A 21,171-nucleotide genomic window follows, 5' to 3' on the forward strand; every position below is an offset into this window, starting at 1 on the left:
CACCGAGCGCTCTCCTTGGGAAAGCCCCTGGCCGCGGATATTATACGCCCTAACATGAGAAATGTAAACTCCGTCTATTCCAGGTATGCTGAAAGTCAGATCGCCCCACCGCCCCACCTCAATCGCCGCGGTCCACACCTGGAACCGCTGGTGCGCGTCGTCTCAGGCGGCGTGGGAGCACTTGACGTGGTGAGTGGCATCTGCGCATAGTCCTGGTGCCATTTGCGCAAAGGACGACGACATGCACGCGATTGCGGAGAAGCTCGGGGGAGCCAGGGTGCTCCAGAGAGACATCCGGTCGGACCTGGAGCTCGCCGAGGTGATCCACGCCGGGTTCCCGATCCGCGTCGTGGACTTCGTCCTCAAGGCCGGGCTCCTGGACGCTTCCGAGCTGTACGGCTTGGTCATCCCGCGGCGGACGCTCGCCCATCGGAAGGAGAAGCAGAACACCCTGTCGCGGGAGCAGTCCGACCGCCTGGCGCGCGTGGTTCGCGTACTGGTGCGCGCGGAAGAGGCGCTGGGCACGGTGGAGAAGGCGGCGCGCTGGCTGCGCAAGGAGAACCGCGCGCTCGGCGGAAAGCGGCCCATCGAGCTGCTGGAGAGCGACACGGGCGCGCGGGTCGTCGAGCGGATCCTCGGCCGGATCGAGCACGGCGTCTACAGCTGACCCCGGATGCGCGTCTGGCGGATCACCAGGCGACCGTTCCAGGCGCTGGACGGAGAGGGCGCCCGCCTGAACGGCGGGCGCTGGAACTCCGAGGGCGTGGCGGTCGTGTACACCTCCTTCGCGCTCTCCCTCGCCGCGCTGGAGTACCTGGTGCACGTCGACGTCGAAGAAGCGCCGGCCGACCTCGTGGCGCTGGAGATCGACGTGCCGGACGACGTGCCCGCGGACGAGGTCCGGCTCGACGATCTGCCCGAGGACTGGAACCGGGTCGAGGACCACCCCGCCTGCGCCTCCATCGGCGACCGCTGGGTTCGGGACGGCAGGGCGCTGGTGCTCCGCGCGCCTTCCGCCGTCATTCCCCACGAATCCAACTACCTGCTGAACCCGAAGCATCCCGACGCTGCGCGGATCAGGGTTGTCTCCGTGCGGGACTTCGTCTTCGATCCCCGCCTGCTGGAGTGATCCAGCCAGATCCCGCCGATCCGCCCCCTCACCTCGCGGCCGCCCGCATCCGCCAGAGCCGCAGCATCGAGGCGATCCCCGCGGCCGGGCCCAGGGCCAGGATGCCGAACGCCAGCGGCCAGCCGCCGGCGTCGCGCAGGTGCGGCACGGCGGCGATGGTCACCGTGGTCAGCAGGAAGCCGAGCGCCGTCTGGAAGGTGAGCGCGGTGCCCACGGCGTGCTCGGGGGCCACCTCCGTCACCACCGCGCTGAACTGCGCCGAGTCGGCCACCACGGCGAAGCCCCACACCAGGGCGACCGCGATCACCAGCGGCGCCGGCGCGCGGAAGAGCCAGCCGACCACGAGCGCGCAGGCGCCGCTCACCGCCATCGCCCCGATGGTGACCTTCTCGCGCCCCAGCCGGTCGGCCCAGCGCCCGGCCAGCACCGAGCCCGCCCCGCCCATCGCGATCACCCCGAAGCCCACCAGCCCCGCGCGCGCCGCGGCCGCCGCCGGGTCCGCCCCGCGCGCGGCGAAGAGGTCCTGGAAAAAGAGAGCGATGAAGGTCCACACCGCGTACAGCTCCCACATGTGCCCCAGGTAGCCGCCCACCGCCAGCCGCGTGGGCCGGTGCCGCACCACATCGCCCAGCAGCGCCGGCGAGAAGCGGCGGCGGGGGAAGGGGAACGGCCCGTCGCGGTACGCCGCCCCCACCAGCACGGCCGCGACGACCGCGCCCACCGACGCGGCGGCGACGATCTCGCGCCAGCCGAGCGCGGGGAAGGCGCGCAGCAGGTACGGCGTGGCCTTCCCCACCGTGAGCGCGCCCACCACGGTGCCGATCGCCAGGCCGCGCCCGGAGCGGAACCAGGTGGAGACCATCTTCATGGCGGGCGGGTAGACGCCGGCCAGGAACAGGCCGGTGAGGAAGCGCCACGCGAGAGCCGCTCCGTACCCGTCCGCCGCCAGCAGCCCCGCGTTGGCGCCCGCCGCCAGCAGCGCCGAAGCGGCGAAGTACGCCCGGCTGGGGAGCACGTCGGCCAGGTTGAGCAGCGCCGCCAGCGCCGTCCCCGCCACGAAGCCGAGCTGCACCGTGGCGGTGAGCCACCCCGCCTGCGACTCGCCCAGCCCCCACAGCGCGCGCAGCTGCGGCGCCACGGCGCTGGCGGTGAACCAGAGCGACATCCCGATCAGCTCGGCGGCGCCCACCAGCGCCAGCACGCGCCAGCGGCGGGGGTCGCGGTCGGGCTCGGGGACGGCTGGAGGCAAGGAAGGATCGCGGCGGCGGGTCGGGAGCAAAGGGTCCGCACAGAGTACGCGCGCCGCGCCGGACGCGAAAGGATGATCCTGCACCTGGAAAGCAATCTCACGCGGGGTCGGCAGGATCAGCGGAGGGGTTCTCTGCTGACTCTGCTGCTCCGCGTGAGCCTGGTGTTTTCCGGACGCCTCGGGACCCGATCCGGTGATTACGCGTCCCCGCCCGGCTTCTGGAAGACGAAGTTGAGGTAGCGCACCTCCCGGGTCCGGAAGCGCTCGAAGGCCCTGGAGTCCCGGGTGGCGGCGAACTCGTGGAGGGCGCCCCGCAGCCAGCGCGGGCACTTCTCCGCGATCAGCCGCGCCTTGCGGTCGTGGTCGAGCTCCAGCGCCCGCACCACCTGCGGCGTGATCTCCTCCTCCTTCAGCAGCGAGAGCCCCGACGCGCCGAGCTGCTTCCGCCACCCCTCCAGCTCGTGCCGGTTGCGGTGGTCGGCGTAGAGGAAGTGGCCGCCCGGCCGCAGCACCCGGCGCACCTCGGCCAGGAAGCGCGCCAGCGAGCCGTAGCCGTGCGACGACTCCACGTTCATCACCACGTCGAAGCTGCCGTCCGCCGCCGGGAGCGCCTCGGCGTCGCCCTCGCGGAAGGAGAGGCCGTCCACCGCGTAGGCGCGGGCGCAGAACTCCACCGCCTTCCGGCAACGGTCGACCCCCAGCAGCGACTTCGGGCCCAGGTGGCGGGCGACGTACGCCGCGCCGCCGCCGCGCCCGGACCCCACCTCGAGCACCTCCTTCCCCGCCAGCTCCACCGCGCCCGCCAAGTGGTGGTAGAGCTGGATGCCGAGGCGGTGCTCCTCGTCCTCGGGGCGCAGGATCGGCGGCCGGCCGCCGTTCAGCGAGGCGTAGCCGTAGTTCATCAGCGGCAGGTCGGCGTCGCGGTCGAGCGTCGAGATCGTGTGGTACAGCCGCTGGATCAGCGCGCGCTTCAGGGCCGGGGACGCACACACGCCGAGGTCGAACGCCCGCTTCAGCATGGGTCTCCTGTTCGCCGGGAGGACGGATCCGTGCGGACATGAGGATGCGGCGCCGGCGGCCCGCTGTCCAATGTTTCGTCGCACCTTTCCGCGGTACGGCCCCATCGGCGCCGGGCCGCCGGCCGGCCGGCATCGGGAGCGGCGCGCGCGCGAGCCCCGCCGCCACGAAGGGGTGGCCTCCCGGCGCAACCCGCTGTATGTTCGGCGGTTAACCCGGACCTCACCAGACCCCTCGCACCCTGCACGGACCGCGAGAACGTTGCGTCTTCTCTACGTCTCCCACTCGTTCCCGCTGCCGGGCCGGCCCCTCTCCAACGTGGGCGGGATGCAGCGCGTGGCCGCCGGGCTGCACGCCGCGCTCGCCGCGCACCCCGGGGTGCGGCTCTCCTCGCTGGTGCTCGAAACCTCGTGGAAGGCCACGCCGTACCGCATGCCCGGCTACCTGGCCGGGCTGCTGCGCTCGGTGCCGCGCGTGGCGGAGCGCGAGGAGGCCGACGTGGTCCTCTTCTCGTCGATGGTCACCGCCGCGCTGGCCCCGCTGCTGCGCCGCCGCCTGGCCCGACGGGGGACGCTCCTGGCGGCGATCCCGGTGGGGCGCGACGTGACGCTCCCCACGCCCGGCTACCAGTGGCTGGTGCCGAAGGTGTTCCACGCGCTCGACCTGGTCTTCCCGATCAGCCGCGCCACGGGGGCCGAGTGCCTGGCGCGCGGGCTGGACCCGGCCCGCATGCGCGTGATCCCCTGCGGCGTCGACACGGAGCTCTTCTCGCCGCCGCGCGACCGCGCCGCCGCCCGCCGCGAGCTGCTGGCGGCCCTCGGCGAGTCGCCCGGGACCGTTCCCGACGACGCGCTCCTGCTGGTGAGCGTGGGGCGGCACCAGGAGCGCAAGGGCTTCCAGTGGTTCGCCGACCAGGTGATGCCGCGGCTCCCCGCCGACGTCTTCTACCTGGTGACGGGCGAGGGGCCGATGACGCCGCACATCCAGGCGGCCATCGACCGGCACGGGCTGGGCCGCCGCGCCCGGCTCCTGGGGAAGGTGCCCGAGGAGATGCTGCGCCGGCTGTACCGCGGCGGCGACCTGTTCGTGATGCCCAACGTGCACGTCCCCGGCGACATCGAGGGCTTCGGCGTGGTGATGCTGGAGGCGGGGATGTGCGGGATGCCGGTGGTGGCGGCCGACCTGGAGGGGATCAGCGACGTGGTGAGCGAGGGCGAGAACGGCCACCTGGTCCCCAGCCGCGACGCGGCCGCCTTCGCCGAGGCCGTGCTCCGCTACCGCGGCAGCCGCGAGCTGCTGGCCGCCGCCTCGCGCGCCGCCGCCCGCCGCACCGCGCGCGACTTCTCGTGGAGCGCCGTCGCCGAGCGCTTCGTGGAGGTGCTGCGCGAGCGGCTGGGCGAGGCCCGCCCCGCGCCCGTGGCCCGGGCCGCGTCCGGGCGCTGAGGGAAAGTGCGAAGTGCGAAGTGCGAGGTGCGAAGTGCTTCGGATCGTGAGCCCGATCGGTCCCGGACGTCCGCCGTCCCACCACCCGAGACCCCGCTAGACCGCCATGGATGAAGACATCATCGCCATCGTCGCCACCTTCCTGGTCGTGTTCGTCCCCGTGGCCGGCATCACGCTGCGCATCGCGGTGAAGCCGGTGGCCGAGGCGTTCGCCAAGTACATGCAGGCCAGGCAGGGGACGGAGGAGCTGCAGCTCGTGGAGCGGCGCCTGGCGCTCCTGGAGCAGGAGCTCGGGGCGGTGCGCAGCGAGGTGCAGCACCTCGCCGAGGAGCGCGAGTTCTACCGCCGCCTCTCCGAGCAGCAGCCCGAGACGCCGCGGATCGGCACCGGCGGCTAGCCGTCGGCCTCGATTCGCGAGAATGCGAGAAGGGCGGGCGCCGGTGCGGCGCCCGCCCTCTCTCGTGTCGTCCAATTCCCCGCCAGGTCAGTCGATCGGGAGCGTCACCAGGTAGGTGCAGCTGCCGGTGCCGGACTCCCGGCAGCCGCCGGGGTCGTGCCGGACGGTGGCCCGCGTCCCCAGGAGCGTCTCCACGAAGCCCTCGATCGCCCCGAGCCCGAACTCGCAGGGGTACGGCGCGCTGGTGGTCACGCTCGCCGAGCGGTGGCTGGTGACCCGCACCGACACGGACCCCGGCTCCAGCTCGCGGTGGGTGGCCTCGAAGCAGTGCGCCATCGCCTCCAGCGCCTCGCGCAGCGATCCGCAGGCGGGCGGCAGCGGCACGTGGCGGGAGATCTGCCGGCCGATCTGGACCAGCGTGTTGGGCCCCAGCGTGTCGCGGATGGTCTCCAGCGCGGCGGCGTACGCGGCCAGCGGGTACCACTCCTCCGCGTCCACCACGCCGATCCCGTGCTCGGCCAGCATCAACTGCCCGCGCCGCTGGAACGGCCCCAGCGCCGCCAGCACCGAGCGGACGCAGCCGCCCCGCACCATGGCCCCGGGCGCCGCGGCCTCGCCGGCGCGTTGCGCGGCCGCGGCCGCGCGGGCCCGGACGGCCACCGCCACCCGGGCCGGGCGGCGCACGGGCAGGCTGGAGACCCAATCGGCCGCGGCCCCCCGGCCGCTCACCGGGAGCGGAGCGAACAACTCCATGCGAGTTTTCCTGGGAATTCGAGGTGGGAGCGCGTCCACACCCTTCCGGACGCTACATTCACGAAAACATCATAGCGCGAAATGACCGGCTTGTAAAGTGTCTCGTCGCGTCCTTCTTCACCTTTCCGGACTCGTTGTGGAAAACGGCGTGCAACAACGGGGAGCAAGTCCAGGCGGCGCTCGCGCTCGTGCACGACACTTCCGCTCACTTGGAGACCATGTGATTCCTTCCGGGCCGGGGGCGGCCTGGAACGAAGAACGCCGGCCTTCCCGGGCCGGCGCTCCGTTGCGGCAAAACCGCTTCCGAGGATCAGTTCCGCTCGTCCGCGTCGTCCCACTTGAGGTACTCGAAGCCGGTGCGGCAGCGGTTGCACCAGTACTGCGCCACGGAGAGCTGCCCCCCGAACGGGTTGAGCAGCCGCGTGTCGGTCCCCTCGCAGAACGGGCAGGGGACGGCGTCCGGCAGGGTGCCGGGCTCGGCGGCGGGGCGGAGGGGCCCGGGCATCAGTCCAGCAGCATCGCGCGGTTCTTGTCGCCGCGGGCGCGCGCGGCGGTCTCCTCGTCCAGCGCGCCGCCCGCGCGGCGGGCCGCGTCGTCCCACGCGGCCCAGTCCAGGGGGCCCGCGTACGTCCACCCTCCCCCGTCGTCCCTGGCCAGCCCCAGCGGCTCGGCCATCCCGGCCTCCTCCAGCACCGGCCCCACCCGCTGGAGGAAGCGCGCCCGGAGCGCCGACGGCTCCGCGCGCACGATCCCCTCCTCCACCAGCCGGCGGGCGCCGGGCGCCTCGTCGCGCCCCAGCCAGCGCACCGCCTCGGAGAGGTAGCGCCCCAGCGAGTCTCGCAGCTCCGCGCGCAGGCCCGGCACCGCGGCGATGCGGCGGGCCCAGCCGGCGGCGTACTGGAAGTGGAAGCGCTCCTCGTCCAGCAGCTTCTGCACGCGGTTGCGCACCGGCGTGTAGCGGCTCTCGGCCAGGGCGCCGTACTGAACGGTGAGCGCGGTGTCCACCAGGAGCCCCGCGGCCACCAGGTCGCTCCAGCTGGAGAAGGCGCGGTCGAGCGCGGCGATGCTCCGGTACTCGGCGCCGGGCCGCTCGTGCTCCAGCGCCTTGGGGTCGTCGCCCAGGTCGGAGAGGAGCGCGTAGGTGAGGCGGCCGTGCCCCCACTCGTCCTGCGCCATGGAGCTGGCGGCGATCCCCGTCTCCAGCGTGGGGGCGCCCAGCATGCGGTCGCTGTAGCGCAGCCCCAGCACGCGCTTGCTGTCGGCCAGCGCCAGGACCAGGTCGCGCAGGTGTCCGCGCACGTCGTCGGGGAGCTGGCCGGCCCGGTCGAAGGCGGCGGCCGCGGGGAGGGTCTCCGTCACCGCGCCTCCTTGACGGCCAGGTCGCCGCCGCCGTAGCTGCCGGTGCCCGCGCTGTGCACGATCTCGTCCTCGCTGTCCTGGAGCATGGCCGCGGTCACGAACTGGCTCTCCTCGGGGTCCACGGGGAGGATGGCCGCGCGCGGGACCACGCACATCTCCACCCAGTTCTGCTCGTCGTACGTCTTCCAGGCGCAGACGCGGGCCAGGTCGCCGTCCAGCGCGTTCACGTAGCCGATGTGCCGGAGCGGCTCCTCGCGCGTCTTGCGGGCGAACACTTCGTAGACGGGCTCTTTCACGGAAGTGCGTCGGTCAGAAGTACGAGAGTACGGAAGTCACATCGAGATGCCGAACTGCCGCAGCATCTCGCGGCCTTGGGGACTGACGCGCGACTTGGTCCACGCGGGGTCCCACACCTCCCTCACCTCGACGCGCTCCACGCCGGGCTCCCGCATCAGCCGGTCCTGGATGTCGAAGTGGATGAAGGCCATGCACGGGCAGGCCGTGGCCGTGAAGGTGAGGTCCACCTCCACCACGCCGCCGTCCCGCCGGACGTCGTAGATCAGCCCCAGGTCCACCAGGGAGATCGGGAGCTCGGGGTCCATCACCTCGCGCAGCGCGTCCCACAGCGGGCCCACGCGCGCCTCGGGGGGCACCGGGTAGGCGGCGGGCGCCTCCAGCACCGCCGTCCCCGTACCGTCCTCCAAGCGCGAATCGGCGGGGGCGCGAGCCTCCCACTCCCGCACTCTCGCACTCTCGCACTTTCGCACCGCGGCTCCGGCCATCAGGCCGCCACCTCCAGCTGGCGGCGGAAGCCGCGGCCCTCCTGGATCATCTCCACGTACCGCCAGTTGGCCGGGCCGCGCCCCTTCCAGCGCTCGAACACCTGCGACCAGGGGATCTCGCCCTCGTCGAAGAGCCAGCGCTTCTCGTCCTCGTCGTACTCGCAGGGGAAGGGGTAGTCGAGCACGAACTTCTGCTGCCCGTCGTCCCAGTGCGCGGGGACCCGGATGCCGATCCCCTCGCAGAGCGGCACCGTGGACTTCATCCAGGTCTGCCGCAGCTCGTCGTTGGTCATCCCCTTGAGCTTGTAGTCCAGCTGGCCCGAGTGGCGCTTCATGTCGTCGGGGAGCCCGAACCACTCCACGGCCATGGGGAACATCCAGTCCACCGCGCGCCGGATCTTCTCCTTCGCCTCGCCTCCGGCGGCCGAGAGGCGCTTCATCCACATCTCGCCGTGGCGCAGGTGGAAGGTCTCCTCCTGGTCCACCTTCACCAGCGCGCGCTTGAGCGGCCCGTAGCTGGTGTTCTTGTAGACGTCGCCCAGCAGGGTGATGCCGGCGCGGTCGTACAGCCCGTTGGCCACCACCAGCTCGGCCCAGTTCTCCAGCGGGTGGTCGAAGCCGTAGGGGTGCTTGAACTCGTGCGGCTCGCGCCCGTAGACCAGCTGCTCCTTGTCGAGCCCCAGGTCTTCCAGCAGCCGGTAGGCGATGTTGGCGTGCGCCAGCTCGTCCTGGATGATGGCCGTGGCGCTGACCATGGTGTTGGTGGACGGGGCGTCCTTGGCCGCGCCATAGTACGCCGGCGCCGAGATCAGCTCCGTGTCCGCCTGCACCAGGAGCTGCACGATCAGCGCGCTCTTGTAGCCCTCCGTCATCTCGTCGGGGTACTCGACGATGAAGCCGGAGTGGACCTTCTCCTTCAGCTCCTCTTCCGTGTAGCGAGCCATCCGTGGCCTCCGTGGGGGATGGTGCCTTCTCCGCGCGCGTGCACCGTCCGCCGGGATCTGCTCCCCGGCGGACGGCGGTATTCTACGTCCGGCCCGTGCCTGCTGCGAGCCCTGTGCCGGTCGTCCGGCCTTCCGGCGGCGCTTCTCGTTCGAACGCTCGTTCGAGGCGAAAAACCTATCCCGCCGCACCGGGGCCTGTCAAGCTCCGGCGCGGCGGGACGGCGGCGGGGCCGGGACGGCGGGGAGCGAATCAATCCTGCGCGCCGAGCCAGGCGCGCACCTGCCGGGCGATGGCCTCGGCGGCGGGCGGGTCCAGGTTGGCCAGCACCACCAGGTCGTAGCCGCCGGGGAGGTCGCCGTCGAGGCTGGCGTTGATCCCGGGCGCGCCGCCGGCGATCCCGATCCCCGCCGGCGGCCCGTTGGCGATGCGCCGCTCCCGGAGCGCCTGCACGAAGCGCAGCAGGTCGCGCGCGGTGGAGTAGCCGCCCCCGGCCGCGCTCCCCCGCCCGGGAAGCGTCTCGTCGTTCCGCCGCAGCGGCCCCGTCCCCGGGGTGCCGGGGCCGCCGCGGGTGTAGCCGAGCGCGGTGTTGGGCGGGAGCGAGTCGGAGGCGTAGTGCGCGGTGCGCGCCATCCCCGCGGGCTCGTAGACGTGGCGGCGCACGTAGTCGTAGTAGTCCTCGCCCGAGAGCCGCTCCACCAGCAGCCCCAGGACCACGTAGCCGGCGTTGGAGTAGCGGCTCTGCGTCCCCGGCTCGAACAGGAGCGGCTCGCTCGCGAAGAGGGGGAGGAAGTCGCGGTTGTGGCGGAGGTCGCCCATGGTGCCGCCCGCGGGCGGGGCGAAGATGTTGCCGCCGATCCCGGAGCGGTGCTGCAGGAGCTGGCGGACGGTCACGCGGCGGGCGACTTCGGCGTTCGGGTAGTCGGGCCAGTGGTGCGCGAGCGTGGAGTCGAGGTGGATCTTCCCCTGCGCCTCGAGCTGCCGGATGGCGATCTGCGTGAACATCTTGTTGATGGAGCCCAGGTTGAACGCGGTCTCCACGTCGTTCGCGCGCCGCCCCTCGCGGTCGGCGAGGCCGTACGCGCGCTCGAAGACGGGCGCGCCGCCGCGGGCCAGGAGCACCACGCCCGAGAAGCGGTCCTGGGCGGCCAGGGAGTCGAGCGTGGCGGACAGGCGGCGGACCAGCTCTTCCTGCGAGATCGGCGTCTGCGGCGTCTGCGGCGTCTGCGCGGCGAGCGAAGCCGCGGGCAGGAGCGCGGCGGCGAGGAGCAGCGAGGGTCGGATCGGCATGAGAATCTTCAGCCTTGAGGTGGACGTTTCGGCTCACGGCCCGGTTGGAGCACGGCATTCGAGTCCACCGTTGCCCGTCCCGGCGAGCGCGCCCTCGTGCTCACGTTATCCTAATCTCACACCGCGGCGCGGTGATTGAAACGCGCCGCCAGGGCTAGACGTACGGCGGGCACGTTCCAGCCCTCCGAACCCTGTCTCCCGCCGGCGCATGACGGACCAGCCAGCCCTGCTCGTGGTGACCGGCGCATCCGGCGCGGGGAAGACCACGCTCGTGCGCGAGCTGGAGGCGCTGCGGCTCCCCGGCGTGGGGTGCTACCAGCTGGACTCGATCGGCGTCCCCTCGCCGGAGGAGATGGAGCGCCGCTGGGGCGGGCCCGGGCAGTGGCAGGCGCACGCCACGGAGTACTGGGTCGAGCGCCTCCTGCGCAACGACGACGGCGTGGAGGTGGCGGTGTTCGACGGCCAGACGCGGCCCAGCGAGGTGCGCGCCGCGCTCGAGCGCCTGGGCGTGCGCCACGCGCGCATCGTGCTGGTCGACTGCGGCCACGACGAGCGGAACGAGCGCCTGCGGGGTCCGCGCGGCCAGCCGGAGCTCGCGTGCGGGCAGATGGACTGCTGGGCCGCCTACCTCCGCGGCCAGGCCGACGCGCTGGGCCTGCCGATCGTCGACACCGCCGGCCGCTCCGTCGGCGAGGCCGTGGCGGAGCTGGCGGCGCACGTCCGCGAGCTCGCGGCGCTGCGGCGGGGCGGCTGACTGAAGACGAAGGAGCGGAAGGCCGGCGCCCTCCGCTCCTCTCCGTGCATCAGCCTTCCACCGCCGTCAGACCTTGCTGTGCGGCGTCTCGACCACGGGGATGCCGTCTTCGTGCTCGACGGCCTGCATGTCGCCGAAGATGTGCGGCGCCTCTTCGCGGAGCTGGCGCAGCACCTCCACGGCCAGGCGGCGGATCTCCACCTCGGCGGTGGGGCTGCCGCGCATCTCACAGAAGTGCCGCCACGCGCGCGCGTTGCCCGTCACCACGATCTTGGTCTCGGCGCAGTTGGGGAGCACCGCGCGCGCCGCCTGCCGTGCCCGCTTCTTCCGCATGGTGGCGGTGCCGCTCTCGCCCACCCTGTCCGTCACGCCCGCGAGCAGCGCCCGGTACGCCTCCAGCGACTGCTCGCACGCCCGCCGCCATGCCTCGAACGCCTCGCTCCCCTCCTCGATCTCCGGCGGCAGCACGAAGCCGATCTCCGATTCGTCGACGTAGCGCTGCGACAACTGCGAGTTGTGCGTGACAATCCCGTTGGCGACAAAGTTGTGGTTCGGCCCTTCCATCTCCAGGTCGTAGGTCATCTGCTCGCCCACGTACGTGACGCTCGCGATCCGTGCCGGACGGGCGACGAGAACGTTGCCGCGTCCGCGTGGCGGGCGGGCGTTCGATGGGATCTCGCTGAGTGACCGGTCGAAGCGTTCTACGTATTCGAGTTCGCGCCCGTTCAACGTCAGGTGACAGGAATGGCACACGGTTACCACGTTCGTCTCGTCGTCGGCAAGGTCCGGCCGGGCCCACACCGGGAGAACATGGTGGAGCGTCAGCGTGCCTCCGCGCTCGCCGCAACGCCGGCAGGTATGCCGATCACGCTCGTAGATTTCCTCCCGTCGATCCATCAAAGGCTTGCGTAAGACCAGTCCCTGCGGAGTGATTCCCCCCTTCCACTGCGGGTTGGCCTCACCGGTCTTCTGAGCCGAGAGGCGGGCGCGAGTTTCGGGCGTGTGCCTCCATCCGGCATGGTAGCGCTTGCCGCGGTTCCACGGGCTCCGACCCACGGTCCACGATCCGACCGGCTTCTGCAAACCGTGCTTCCGGATCCACGCACGGATCGTGTGTGGAGATACACCCGCAAGCTGTGCGATCGTGCTCTGGTCGAGGTTGCGGTCGTGGTAGTGAAGCTTCAGCCAGTCCCGGTCTTTGTAGGCCGCAAGGCCGTTGACCATGATCTCGGCGCCTGAGCGCCCGTACGTCGCCAGCCCTCCCGGCGAGACGGCGAGCCCGCCGACGATCTCGTCCAGCGGCTTCCATCCGTTCGCGGTGAGGAATCGGTGATCTTTCGAACAGGTGATCGATTTCCCATCCTCGAGCTCAACGCGGAAAACCGGCTTCGCCCCGGACTGGACGACGGCGCGCACCCGCCCCGTAGTAAACGTCCCGCTCACCACGTCAAGGCAGCGCAGGCGTAGCAGCTTCAGACGGGAGCGTCCATGCGGCGTCTGCGTCATCTCGAACAGGCGCTGGATCGAACGCTTCTTGGTTCCATTCGGCTTTCCACGCTGGCGGTGCTCGCTGTAGACCCGCGTGTCTCCCGTCAAGCAGTATCCCATGCCGGCCCGGTGCCGCACCAGCTCGTGGGTGAGCGAGCGGCTGACGCCCTCGAAGAGAAAGGTCCACACCGCGTGCTCCAGCACGGAGCCGTGCTTGGTGTGGAGGATGTTGTGCAGGTAGGCCTCGTTCGTCGTGCGCCCCGGGATCGTCTTGTGCCCGCCTTCCAGCCCCGCATCGGCCCCGAAGCTCAGGTAGCACAGCCGTCCCGCGAACTCCGCCAGCGCCTCGCCGGCCACCTGGCTGTCGCTCTGCCAGCGGATGTGCGGCGGCACGGTGAACTGCTGGCGGGCGATGACGGTGACGCGGGGCTGGCGGATGATCTGCATCGGGGGCGCTCCGGAGGTGGGGGTCGGCCGGCGGCGAAAACGTAGACGCCGGCCCCCCGGGCGGCAAGGCGAAGGGAACCCGGCCGAACGCATGCGGCGGACGGCGCCCCCTTCCGCCTCTACAGCCGAGGTTGCTCCGGCGCGGCGCGGGGTTAGCTTTCGCGCATGCGCATCGCCTCCCTCCTGTCCAGCGCCACGGAGATCGTCTACGAGCTGGGGCTCGAGGACCGCCTGGTGGCCATCTCGCACGAGTGCGACTGGCCGCCCGAGGCGCTCCGGCTGCCGCGGCTCTCCCGCTCGCGCTTCGACCCGGCGGGGCTCACCAGCGGCGAGATCGACGCCGAGGTGCGCCGCTGCATGGCCGAGCACGGCAGCGTCTACCAGGTGGACGTGGACGCGCTGCGCGAGGCGCGGCCGGACCTGATCCTCACCCAGGCCGTCTGCGAGGTGTGCGCCGTCCCCACCGGCTCGGTGAACGAGGCGGTCGCCGCGCTGCCGTTCCAGCCGCGGGTGCTCTCCCTCGACTCGCACACGCTGGAAGAGATCCTGGAGTCGCTGCGGCAGGTGGCGGACGCGGCGGGCGAGCCGGAGCGGGGCGGGGAGACGGCCGCGCGGTTGCGCGGAAGGATCGACCGCGTGCGCCGGGCGGTGGCCGGGAGGCCGCGGCCGCGGGTGCTGGCGCTGGAGTGGCTGGACCCGCCGTTCGCGCCGGGGCACTGGATCCCGGAGATGATCGAGCTGGCGGGCGGACGGAGCCTGATCGGCAGGACGGGCGGGCACTCGGTGGAGGTCCCGTGGGAGGAGGTGGAGGGGCTCGACCCGGACTTCCTCCTGCTGGTGCCCTGCGGCTACGACCTGGACCACGCCCGCGACGACGCCGCGCGCGCCCGCGCCCGCCTGCACGCGCTCGCCCCGCGCGCCGTCCGCGAGGGCCGCGCGGCGATCGGCCACAGCGCGTACTTCAGCCGCTCCGGCCCGCGCGTGGTCGCCGGGATCGAGGCGCTCGCCGCCGCGCTGCACCCGGACGCGCTCGACGGCGGAGCGGCGGAAGGCATCGTCGAGCGCTGGAGCTGAGAGGCCGCGGCGGCGCCGCCCCGAGACCGTACTCCGTACCTCGTACCCCGTACTCTCGCACTCCCGCACTCCGCACTCTCGCACTGTCCTTGCAATCGCGACGCGCGTCCGGACGAAAACGCGCGTACCGCAACGGAGATGAAGAGCATGCGGCTTCCCACCCGCACTCACGGCATCCTGGACTACACGGTGGGGGCGCTCATGATCGCGCTCCCCTTCCTCCTGGGGTTCGGCGGCGGGGCGCAGACGTGGATCTTCGTGGTCCTGGGCGCCGCGGCGCTGGTCTACAGCTTCTTCACCGACTACGAGCTGGGCGTGGTGAAGCGGCTGCAGATGCCCTATCACCTCTGGCTCGACGGGCTCTCGGGCGTGCTGCTGGCCGTCTCGCCCTGGGCGCTCGGCTTCGACACCGAGGTGTGGGTGCCGCACGTGGTCGTGGGCGCCTTCGAGATCGCCGCCGCGGTGGTCACCGACACCATCCCCGCCTATGACCGACGCCGCGCAGGCTAACGACCTCCTCCTGGCGCAGGGCGAGCTCACCGACGCCGCGGTCCCCGAGCCGCGCGCCCGCGTCCAGGCCTACGCCGAGACCGCCACCGGCGTCCACGCCATCCCGCTGGACGACGCGCTCGAGCGCTTCGAGCGCTGCCGGCAGGCGCGCTCGGCCGACGAGACGGACATCCCGATCGTGTGGATCGACGTGGCCTCGCCCGGCGAGGCCGAGGCCGTCTTCCTCCGCGAGCGGCTGCACTTCCACCCGCTGGCGGTGGAGGACTGCATCAGCGGGCGGCAGCGGCCCAAGCTGGACCGCTACCCGGGCTACTACTTCATGGTGATGTACGCGGCGGCCATCAACCGCGAGCGGAACCGCATGGCGCTGCACGAGGTGCACATGTTCCTCGGGCGCCGCTACATCGTCACCGTGCACGACCACAAGATCGGCGAGCTGGGCGAGGTGCTGGCGCGCTGGCGGGCCGCCCCGGCCAGCTACCGCAGCGTGGGCCCGCTGGCGCACGCGCTGATCGACGCCATCGTCGACGACTACTTCCCGATCCTGGACCACTTCGCCGAGCGGGTGGAGGAGGCGGAGCTGGACGTGTTCCGCCAAGACAAGACCGCGGAGCTGGACCAGATCCTGGCGATCCGGCGCGAGCTGACGCTCTTCCGCAAGGTGGTGGGCCCCGAGCGCGACCTGCTCTCCACCATGCTGCGGCGCGACCTGCCCTTCCTGAGCCCGGAGCTCACCCTCTACTTCCAGGACGTGCACGACCACTCCATGCGCGTGGTGGAGGAGCTCGACACGCTGCGCGACCTGCTTTCCGCCGCCATGGAGGGGCAGCTCTCCATCGCCTCGAACCAGCTCAACATCACCATGCGGCTGATGGCGGCGTGGTCGATCATCCTGATGGCGATGGCCTGGATCGCCGGCATCTACGGGATGAACTTCCGCCACATGCCGGAGCTGGAGTGGCGGGCGGGCTACCCGTGGGCCCTGGGGCTGATGCTGGTGGTGGGGACCGTCCTCGTCTTCTACTTCCGCCGCAAGCGCTGGCTCTGAGGAGTCGCCGAGGGGTGTCGGGCGGCTGAAGCCGCGGCTACAACGGCGGAAAGCCTCGCAAACCCCGCGAGGCTTCAACCGCTTTTCGACCGCGACCGGCAGGCATCGTCAGGCGCCGGCCGCGGCCTCGCTCTTCCGCCGCTCGACCACGTGGACGTGGTGCAGGTTGTGGTAGAGGGTGAAGAAGAGCATCTCCCGGACGGTGAGCCTGCCCAGCAGCGGGTGGGGGAGGCGGCAGCGGTCCAGCGCCCTTTCGCTCCAGCGCTCGACGCCGCGCACCAGGGCCCGGGCGGCCTCTTCGCGGTGCCGCATGATCTCCTCCCTCCACTCCTCCAGGTCGGCCGGCGGCGTGCGCGGGCTCGGGGCGAAGCGGCCCGCCCGCCCCCCGGCGGCGAGCGCGGCGCGATAGGTCTCGACGAGCTCCGCGTACGTGCGGGACGGGCGGAACGACGGGCCGAAGGCGACCAGGACGAAGAGCCGCGGGAGCGAGAGCCCCCGCGCCACCGCCCGGTTCCCCTTCGTGAGGTGCCGCACGTTGTCCGCTGGCGACCAAGCGGCGCCGAGGGGGCGGAAGAACGCCTCGGTGGAGAACGCGCTCCAGTAGCGCGTGCTCTCCTCGTGCAGCCGCTCCAGCCCGGCGACGATCTCCGCTCGGGTGGTCGGTGGGTCAACGCTCAGCATGGCGTCAGGCAGAGGCGGGGGAGCGGGAATCCATCGTAACGATCCCAAGCTCGAGCGACGGGGCCGGGAAGCGCAAGGGTGCGCTCGGACGTGGGACGGGGCGCGACCTACCTGCCCCGGTCCTTCGGGAAGAACCCCATCCGCAGCTGCACCTCCCGCGAGACGCGCAGCTCCCGCAGCATCGCGTCGGTCCCCCCGATCCCGCACACCTCGCGCTGGACCACGTAGTACCACAGCGCCTCGCCCGCCGCGGCGACCAGCGCCTCCCGTTCAGATGCATCTCCCGCCGCGGGCGTCCGACCATCCCGCCGCGACGCGTCGAACGCCTCCAGCTCCCTCAGCGCCGCGTCCAGCCGCCGGCCCAGGCGCGCCAGCGTCGCCGCCATCTCCTGGCGGAGCTCGTACTCCAGGACGTCGAAGCCTCCCGAGCCCGGCTGCACCGGGAGGTTGCGCGGCTTCCGGAAGACCATCCGATCACCTGCTCATGAGATCTACCGTCGACACGTGGCGACGCGAGCCCGTGTGGAGGCAAAAACCGCGCGCCGCCCGGGCTGGGCCGGGCGGCGCGCGTCCTGGTGATCCCCGGCGGTATCCTACCGGCCCATGCGGAACGAGCGCAGGATGGTGGGAAGATCGCCCTTCTCGCCCACGTCCTCGGGGCCGCGCAGCACCGACTCGACCGGGCTGCCGATCATCATCAGCACCACGCCGCGCCCGTCGTCGCCGGGGAGGACCAGGATGCGGCCCCACAGGTCCACCGGGCCGCGGGGGGTGTTCTCGGCGTGCGCGGCGAAGCGGAAGCCCGTGGCCTCGCGCCCGCCCACGGTCGTCCGGTCGTCCGACACCCGGCGGTAGTTGGGGAAGCCCGTGCTGAACTGCGCCTCGAACGTGTCCAGCAACTGCTTCAGCACCGCCGGGTTCCGCTCGGTCCCCGGCGGCAGCGACACGTAGCCCACCGCGAAGTTCTCGGAGGTGAAGCCGTCCGGCGTGCCGCGCTCCACCTTCACGAAGTTGACGTCGTCGGGCTGGTCGCCGCGCTCCAGCACCTTCCAGGTGGCCGGGTACTCGAACGAGAAGGGGACGAAGTTCTCCGCCAGCTTCGGGATCAGCGCCTCGCGCCCATTGGTGTAGGTGCGCGTCTCCGCCGCGCGGGCGCCGCTCTCGGCCAGCGCCGCCCCCTCCTTCGGCGCCTCCACCGTCCCCTCGGCCGTCCCGCCGACGGTGCGCTTTTCCCGCGAGTCCGCCTGCCCCGAGTCGTCCCCGCCGCAGCCCGCGGAGCCGAGGAGGAGCGCGGCGAAGAGCAGGCTGCCGAGGCCCGCGCGGCTCGTTCCGCGCGTGGAAAGTGACCGAAGTGCGTCGTAGGTGTTCATGGCGGACGCTCCGGTGTGGAGTGGGGAGACGGGGCCGTGATGCGAGTGGAGCGCGGCCCGCGGCGAGATTCCTGTTCTTCTAATCGCCCGTTCCCCTCCTCGCAAGCTTCTTCGCACGCCCGGCGAACCCCGGCGGGGGCTCGTTGTATCAGGCGCCCGTATTCCGTATACTGCCGGCCGAAGTGCTTCCCGTCCCCCGATTTCTGTAGTGGCCATGACCTTCCCGAGACACCCGCGCGCGGCGCTCGCGGCCGCCGCCGTCCTCTGCTGCGCCTCCGCCGCGCGCGCCCAGCAGGCGGCGCCCGCGCCGGCGCGCACCTTCGACCTGTCGGTGCGCAACATCATGCGCGGCGAGCTGCTGGTGGGGCGCTCGCCCGACGAGGTGCGCTGGTCCGAGGACTCGCGCTGGGTCTACTTCCGCTGGCGCGACCCCGAGGCGCGCGACACCGCCACGCACGTCTACCGCGCCGCGGCGTCCGGCGGCGCCCCCGAGCCGCTGGCCGACTCCGTGGCCGAGCGCATCGCCCCCGCGCAGGAGGGGCGCTGGACGGCGGACCGCACCCGCCGCGCCGTCGAGCGCCGCGGCGACGTCTTCGTGGTCGACGCCACCGGCCGTGAGCGGCGCATCACGCAGACCCCGGTGCGCGAGCGCTGGCCGCACCTCTCGCCCGACGGGCGCACCGTCTACTTCGTCTCCAGCAACAACCTGTTCGCGGTGGAGGTGGACGGCGGCCCGCTGCGCCAGCTCACCGACATCCGGCTCGACGCCGCCCCCCGGCCAGACACGGCGAAGGGGAACCGGCGCTTCCTGGAGCAGCAGCAGCGCGAGCTGCTCGACGCCGTGCGCGACCGCCGCGAGGAGCGCCTCCACCGCGAGGCCGTCGACTCGCTCCGGCGCCAGGTGCAGCCCCTCTGGCTGGGGAAGAACGCCTCCCTGACCTCGGCCGAGGTCTCCCCCTCGGGCCGCTACCTGCTGCTGGGCGTCGGCGAGCGCGCCGAGGGCGACCGGCAGACGCTGGTCCCCAACTTCGTCACCGAGACCGGCTACACCGAGCCGCAGAACGTGCGCACCAAGGTGGGCGACGTGCAGGCGTTCCAGAAGGTCGCCGTGGTCGACCTGGCGTCGGGAAAGCTCGCCTGGGTGGAGCCCGAGGCCAAGGAGCGCAAGGTGACCCTCACGGCCGTCGGCTGGGCGCCGCGCTCCGACCGGGCGCTGCTCCTGGGGATCCCCTTCGACTACAAGGACCGCTGGATCTACGTGGCCGGCCCCGACGGGAAGACCGCCACCGTCGACCACCTGCGCGACGACGCCTGGGTGGGCGGCCCCGGTCTCTTCTCCGCCGGCTGGCTCCCCGACGAGCGCGTCTGGTTCGTCTCCGAGCGGAGCGGCTGGGCGCACCTCTACACCGCCGCCTCCGGCGGCGGCGACGCGCGCCCCGTGACCGCCGGCGAGTGGGAGGTGACCGACGTCGAGCGCTCGCGCGACGGGCGCACCTTCTGGATCACCACCAGCGAGACGCACCGCGGCGAGCGGGCCCTGTACGCGGCGTCCGCGGCCGGCGGCGCGCGGACGCGGGTGACGCCGCTGGAGGGGTGGACCGAGTCGTTCGTCTCGCCCGACGAGCGCTGGGTGGCGCTCCTGCACTCCACGGCCAACGAGCCGCCCGAGCTGTACCTGATGCCCAACCGCGCCGGGGCCCAGCCGCGCCGGGTGACGCGCTCCACCACCGCCGAGTTCCGCGCGGGCCCCTGGATCCGCCCGGAGGTGGTCACCTTCCCCGCGCGCGACGGGGCGCGGGTGCACGCGCGCATCTTCCGCCCGCGCGACCTGGGCGCGGCCCCCAACGGCGCGGCGGTGCTCTTCGTCCACGGCGCCGGCTACCTCCAGAACGCGCACCGCGGCTGGAGCACCTACTACCGCGAGTACATGTTCCACCACCTGCTGGCCTCGCGCGGCTACACGGTGCTGGACGTGGACTACCGCGGCTCGGCCGGCTACGGCGCGGCGTGGCGCACGGGGATCTACCGCCACATGGGCGGCAAGGACCTGAGCGACCACGTGGACGGCGTGCGCTGGCTGGTGGCGAACGAGGGCGTCGACCCGCGGCGCGTGGGGATCTACGGCGGCTCGTACGGCGGGTTCATCACCCTGATGGCGATGTTCACCGAGCCCGACGTCTTCCGCTCGGGGGCGGCGCTGCGCTCGGTGACCGACTGGGCGCACTACAACCACTGGTACACCAGCCGCATCCTGAACCAGCCGCAGGACGACACCCTGGCCTACCGCCGCTCCTCGCCGATCTACTTCGCCGAGGGGCTCAAGGGCGACCTGCTGATCGCGCACGGGATGGTGGACGTCAACGTGCACTTCCAGGACGTGGTGCGCCTGGCCGAGCGCCTGATCGAGCTGGGGAAGACCAACTGGGAGCTGGCCGTCTACCCGGTGGAGGACCACGCCTTCACCCGCCCCGAGTCGTGGACCGACGAGTACCGCCGGATCCTGGAGCTGTTCGAGCGCACGCTGCGGCCCGGGGCGCCGGCGGCGGCGGCAGGGAACTGAAGTACGAAAGTACGGAAGTACGTGAGTACGAAAGCGGTTCGGTGCGCGCCGAGCCTCGCGTCGCGCCGGCCCGCCGTTCGTACTTCCGTACCTCGTACTTTCGTACTCCCGTACTCTAGAACACGCCCTGATTGGCACGCTTTACGCATAGCCGTTCCGGTCCAACAGATAGCGAGAGCGTCGGGGGCACCGCGCGGGTGGGCGAACACGCCCCGCCCGCGTTCGCTGTTCAGGAAGCAAACAGTTGTCAGGCAAGGGGTTAGATGGTCCGGGCGTGGCACGCGGGTTGCGAAAGGTCGGGAGACGACGACACGGGAGATTCAGGGACCCGCAGTCGAGGGCCTCTTTAGAGGAGGGAAGACCATGACCAACCGCATCGCGAAGGAGCTCTCCGAGACGCTGCCGCAGCCGAAGGGGCCTTTCACCGATGCCGAGGCTCTGGAGCTGCTGATGGCGTATCGCAAGGACCCGTCGGACGTGCCGTGCCCGCTCTGCGGCCCCGACACCATCGAGGTCCTGGCGTTCATCGAGCCGCAGATCGACCCGAACGGGTTCGCCTCGGTGACCAACCCCGAGGGCGAGTACGCGGCCGCGCTGTACTGCCACAAGTGCTTCCGGGCCGTGGGCATCCTGGCCGGCGCCATGCGCGACGACCGCGTCTGACGGCGGCGGCGCCCCCTCCCTGACGGGCGCCGGACGGTAAAAAACTGGTCTTCTCCCTCGACGACGAGGAAAGCGGCGGCACCCGGGCGGGTGCCGCCGCTGCGTTTGCGTGCTGGGCGGCTGAAGCCGCGGCAACAACTGCAGAAGCCTCGCAAACCCCGCGAGGCTTCAACCGCGTAACCCCAAATACCGCACCCGGTTTCGTCGCGCGAAGC

At 72.1% G+C, this 21,171-nt stretch carries 23 protein-coding genes; 10 read left to right on the forward strand and 13 right to left on the reverse strand.

Annotated features, from left to right (window positions below; translation table 11 throughout):
- Positions 1 to 241: 241 nt before the first annotated feature.
- Together VF746_13820 and VF746_13825 are read left to right on the forward strand one after the other, a co-directional pair.
- Positions 242 to 667 carry an antitoxin Xre/MbcA/ParS toxin-binding domain-containing protein gene (locus tag VF746_13820; GenBank protein ID HEX8693495.1) on the forward strand — a complete coding sequence of 142 codons (426 nt, stop codon included), beginning with the start codon at positions 242 to 244 and terminating at the stop codon, positions 665 to 667.
- A gap of 6 nt (positions 668 to 673) precedes the next feature.
- Positions 674 to 1,129, forward strand: a complete 456-nt coding sequence (locus VF746_13825) for an RES family NAD+ phosphorylase (protein HEX8693496.1) — start codon at positions 674 to 676, stop codon at positions 1,127 to 1,129.
- 28 nt (positions 1,130 to 1,157) lie between these two features.
- Here the strand turns inward: VF746_13825 and VF746_13830 are convergent, their stop codons facing one another.
- Both VF746_13830 and VF746_13835 read right to left on the reverse strand, forming a co-directional pair.
- A complete protein-coding gene (locus VF746_13830) occupies positions 1,158 to 2,378 on the reverse strand; it encodes an MFS transporter (protein ID HEX8693497.1) in 1,221 nt (406 codons plus the stop codon).
- 197 nt (positions 2,379 to 2,575) lie between these two features.
- Positions 2,576 to 3,397, reverse strand: a complete 822-nt coding sequence (locus tag VF746_13835) for a class I SAM-dependent methyltransferase (GenBank protein HEX8693498.1) — start codon at positions 3,395 to 3,397, stop codon at positions 2,576 to 2,578.
- A 259-nt stretch (positions 3,398 to 3,656) separates the two neighbouring features.
- On the opposite strand from VF746_13835, the gene VF746_13840 reads away from it, so the two are divergent.
- Both VF746_13840 and VF746_13845 read left to right on the forward strand, forming a co-directional pair.
- The gene (locus VF746_13840; GenBank protein HEX8693499.1) at positions 3,657 to 4,838 is read left to right on the forward strand and encodes a glycosyltransferase family 4 protein; all 1,182 of its coding nucleotides are present in this window, start codon (positions 3,657 to 3,659) and stop codon (positions 4,836 to 4,838) included.
- A gap of 106 nt (positions 4,839 to 4,944) precedes the next feature.
- Complete coding sequence (locus VF746_13845) at positions 4,945 to 5,235, forward strand: hypothetical protein (protein HEX8693500.1); 291 nt, start codon at positions 4,945 to 4,947, stop codon at positions 5,233 to 5,235.
- 87 nt (positions 5,236 to 5,322) lie between these two features.
- Here the strand turns inward: VF746_13845 and VF746_13850 are convergent, their stop codons facing one another.
- The 7 genes from VF746_13850 to VF746_13880 form a co-directional block, all read right to left on the reverse strand.
- Complete coding sequence (locus VF746_13850; protein HEX8693501.1) at positions 5,323 to 5,988, reverse strand: hypothetical protein; 666 nt, start codon at positions 5,986 to 5,988, stop codon at positions 5,323 to 5,325.
- A gap of 310 nt (positions 5,989 to 6,298) precedes the next feature.
- A complete protein-coding gene (locus VF746_13855) occupies positions 6,299 to 6,493 on the reverse strand; it encodes a hypothetical protein (GenBank protein HEX8693502.1) in 195 nt (64 codons plus the stop codon).
- Positions 6,493 to 7,347 (reverse strand): Phenylacetic acid catabolic protein, encoded by an 855-nt coding sequence (locus VF746_13860; protein ID HEX8693503.1) that lies wholly within the window; start codon positions 7,345 to 7,347, stop codon positions 6,493 to 6,495. Before VF746_13860 ends, VF746_13855 begins: the two co-directional genes overlap by 1 nt.
- Positions 7,344 to 7,643 (reverse strand): hypothetical protein, encoded by a 300-nt coding sequence (locus VF746_13865; GenBank protein HEX8693504.1) that lies wholly within the window; start codon positions 7,641 to 7,643, stop codon positions 7,344 to 7,346. The genes VF746_13860 and VF746_13865 overlap by 4 nt, the downstream gene beginning before the upstream one ends.
- A 36-nt stretch (positions 7,644 to 7,679) precedes the next feature.
- The gene (locus tag VF746_13870; GenBank protein ID HEX8693505.1) at positions 7,680 to 8,051 is read right to left on the reverse strand and encodes a metal-sulfur cluster assembly factor; all 372 of its coding nucleotides are present in this window, start codon (positions 8,049 to 8,051) and stop codon (positions 7,680 to 7,682) included.
- 77 nt (positions 8,052 to 8,128) lie between these two features.
- The gene (locus VF746_13875; protein HEX8693506.1) at positions 8,129 to 9,073 is read right to left on the reverse strand and encodes a Phenylacetic acid catabolic protein; all 945 of its coding nucleotides are present in this window, start codon (positions 9,071 to 9,073) and stop codon (positions 8,129 to 8,131) included.
- A gap of 250 nt (positions 9,074 to 9,323) precedes the next feature.
- On the reverse strand, positions 9,324 to 10,361 hold the full coding sequence (locus tag VF746_13880; GenBank protein HEX8693507.1) for a serine hydrolase domain-containing protein: 1,038 nt from the start codon (positions 10,359 to 10,361) through the stop codon (positions 9,324 to 9,326).
- Between the two features lie 208 nt (positions 10,362 to 10,569).
- Between VF746_13880 and VF746_13885 the strand changes: the two genes are divergently transcribed.
- Positions 10,570 to 11,115, forward strand: coding sequence for a hypothetical protein (locus tag VF746_13885; protein ID HEX8693508.1), 546 nt, complete (start codon positions 10,570 to 10,572; stop codon positions 11,113 to 11,115).
- Between the two features lie 66 nt (positions 11,116 to 11,181).
- Here VF746_13885 and VF746_13890 read toward each other — a convergent pair whose 3' ends face one another.
- The gene (locus VF746_13890) at positions 11,182 to 13,050 is read right to left on the reverse strand and encodes an FAD-dependent thymidylate synthase (GenBank protein ID HEX8693509.1); all 1,869 of its coding nucleotides are present in this window, start codon (positions 13,048 to 13,050) and stop codon (positions 11,182 to 11,184) included.
- Between the two features lie 165 nt (positions 13,051 to 13,215).
- Between VF746_13890 and VF746_13895 the strand changes: the two genes are divergently transcribed.
- The 3 genes from VF746_13895 to corA all read left to right on the forward strand — a co-directional run bounded on the left by VF746_13895 (position 13,216) and on the right by corA (position 15,682).
- Positions 13,216 to 14,124 (forward strand): cobalamin-binding protein, encoded by a 909-nt coding sequence (locus VF746_13895; GenBank protein ID HEX8693510.1) that lies wholly within the window; start codon positions 13,216 to 13,218, stop codon positions 14,122 to 14,124.
- Between the two features lie 147 nt (positions 14,125 to 14,271).
- Positions 14,272 to 14,634: an SPW repeat protein gene (locus tag VF746_13900; protein HEX8693511.1), complete on the forward strand. Its 363-nt coding sequence runs from the start codon at positions 14,272 to 14,274 to the stop codon at positions 14,632 to 14,634.
- A complete protein-coding gene (corA, locus tag VF746_13905) occupies positions 14,612 to 15,682 on the forward strand; it encodes a magnesium/cobalt transporter CorA (protein ID HEX8693512.1) in 1,071 nt (356 codons plus the stop codon). Before VF746_13900 ends, corA begins: the two co-directional genes overlap by 23 nt.
- A gap of 108 nt (positions 15,683 to 15,790) precedes the next feature.
- On the opposite strand, the gene VF746_13910 is transcribed toward corA, so the two are convergent.
- The 3 genes from VF746_13910 to VF746_13920 form a co-directional block, all read right to left on the reverse strand.
- A complete protein-coding gene (locus VF746_13910; GenBank protein ID HEX8693513.1) occupies positions 15,791 to 16,363 on the reverse strand; it encodes a DinB family protein in 573 nt (190 codons plus the stop codon).
- Positions 16,364 to 16,470: 107 nt separating this feature from the next.
- Entirely contained in the window at positions 16,471 to 16,833 is a 363-nt protein-coding gene (locus VF746_13915) for a DUF6665 family protein (GenBank protein HEX8693514.1), read from the reverse strand.
- 123 nt (positions 16,834 to 16,956) lie between these two features.
- Positions 16,957 to 17,733 carry a hypothetical protein gene (locus VF746_13920; protein ID HEX8693515.1) on the reverse strand — a complete coding sequence of 259 codons (777 nt, stop codon included), beginning with the start codon at positions 17,731 to 17,733 and terminating at the stop codon, positions 16,957 to 16,959.
- A 214-nt stretch (positions 17,734 to 17,947) separates the two neighbouring features.
- Between VF746_13920 and VF746_13925 the strand changes: the two genes are divergently transcribed.
- Positions 17,948 to 20,293 (forward strand): prolyl oligopeptidase family serine peptidase, encoded by a 2,346-nt coding sequence (locus VF746_13925; protein ID HEX8693516.1) that lies wholly within the window; start codon positions 17,948 to 17,950, stop codon positions 20,291 to 20,293.
- A 363-nt stretch (positions 20,294 to 20,656) separates the two neighbouring features.
- Positions 20,657 to 20,956, forward strand: coding sequence for a hypothetical protein (locus VF746_13930; GenBank protein ID HEX8693517.1), 300 nt, complete (start codon positions 20,657 to 20,659; stop codon positions 20,954 to 20,956).
- The last annotated feature ends 215 nt before the right edge of the window (positions 20,957 to 21,171 follow it).

Source organism: Longimicrobium sp. (assembly GCA_036389795.1).
GTDB lineage: Bacteria > Gemmatimonadota > Gemmatimonadetes > Longimicrobiales > Longimicrobiaceae > Longimicrobium.

Bases quoted from the DNA above. Each gene is read 5' to 3' on its own strand.
- VF746_13820 (HEX8693495.1), top strand. From the start codon at position 242: ATGCACGCGATTGCGGAGAAGCTCGGGGGAGCCAGGGTGCTCCAGAGA.
- VF746_13825 (HEX8693496.1), top strand. From the start codon at position 674: ATGCGCGTCTGGCGGATCACCAGGCGACCGTTCCAGGCGCTGGACGGA.
- VF746_13835 (HEX8693498.1), bottom strand. From the start codon at position 3,397: ATGCTGAAGCGGGCGTTCGACCTCGGCGTGTGTGCGTCCCCGGCCCTG.
- VF746_13845 (HEX8693500.1), top strand. From the start codon at position 4,945: ATGGATGAAGACATCATCGCCATCGTCGCCACCTTCCTGGTCGTGTTC.
- VF746_13850 (HEX8693501.1), bottom strand. From the start codon at position 5,988: ATGGAGTTGTTCGCTCCGCTCCCGGTGAGCGGCCGGGGGGCCGCGGCC.
- VF746_13855 (HEX8693502.1), bottom strand. From the start codon at position 6,493: ATGCCCGGGCCCCTCCGCCCCGCCGCCGAGCCCGGCACCCTGCCGGAC.
- VF746_13875 (HEX8693506.1), bottom strand. From the start codon at position 9,073: ATGGCTCGCTACACGGAAGAGGAGCTGAAGGAGAAGGTCCACTCCGGC.
- VF746_13880 (HEX8693507.1), bottom strand. From the start codon at position 10,361: ATGCCGATCCGACCCTCGCTGCTCCTCGCCGCCGCGCTCCTGCCCGCG.
- VF746_13885 (HEX8693508.1), top strand. From the start codon at position 10,570: ATGACGGACCAGCCAGCCCTGCTCGTGGTGACCGGCGCATCCGGCGCG.
- VF746_13890 (HEX8693509.1), bottom strand. From the start codon at position 13,050: ATGCAGATCATCCGCCAGCCCCGCGTCACCGTCATCGCCCGCCAGCAG.
- VF746_13895 (HEX8693510.1), top strand. From the start codon at position 13,216: ATGCGCATCGCCTCCCTCCTGTCCAGCGCCACGGAGATCGTCTACGAG.
- VF746_13900 (HEX8693511.1), top strand. From the start codon at position 14,272: ATGCGGCTTCCCACCCGCACTCACGGCATCCTGGACTACACGGTGGGG.
- corA (HEX8693512.1), top strand. From the start codon at position 14,612: ATGACCGACGCCGCGCAGGCTAACGACCTCCTCCTGGCGCAGGGCGAG.
- VF746_13910 (HEX8693513.1), bottom strand. From the start codon at position 16,363: ATGCTGAGCGTTGACCCACCGACCACCCGAGCGGAGATCGTCGCCGGG.
- VF746_13915 (HEX8693514.1), bottom strand. From the start codon at position 16,833: ATGGTCTTCCGGAAGCCGCGCAACCTCCCGGTGCAGCCGGGCTCGGGA.
- VF746_13920 (HEX8693515.1), bottom strand. From the start codon at position 17,733: ATGAACACCTACGACGCACTTCGGTCACTTTCCACGCGCGGAACGAGC.
- VF746_13925 (HEX8693516.1), top strand. From the start codon at position 17,948: ATGACCTTCCCGAGACACCCGCGCGCGGCGCTCGCGGCCGCCGCCGTC.
- VF746_13930 (HEX8693517.1), top strand. From the start codon at position 20,657: ATGACCAACCGCATCGCGAAGGAGCTCTCCGAGACGCTGCCGCAGCCG.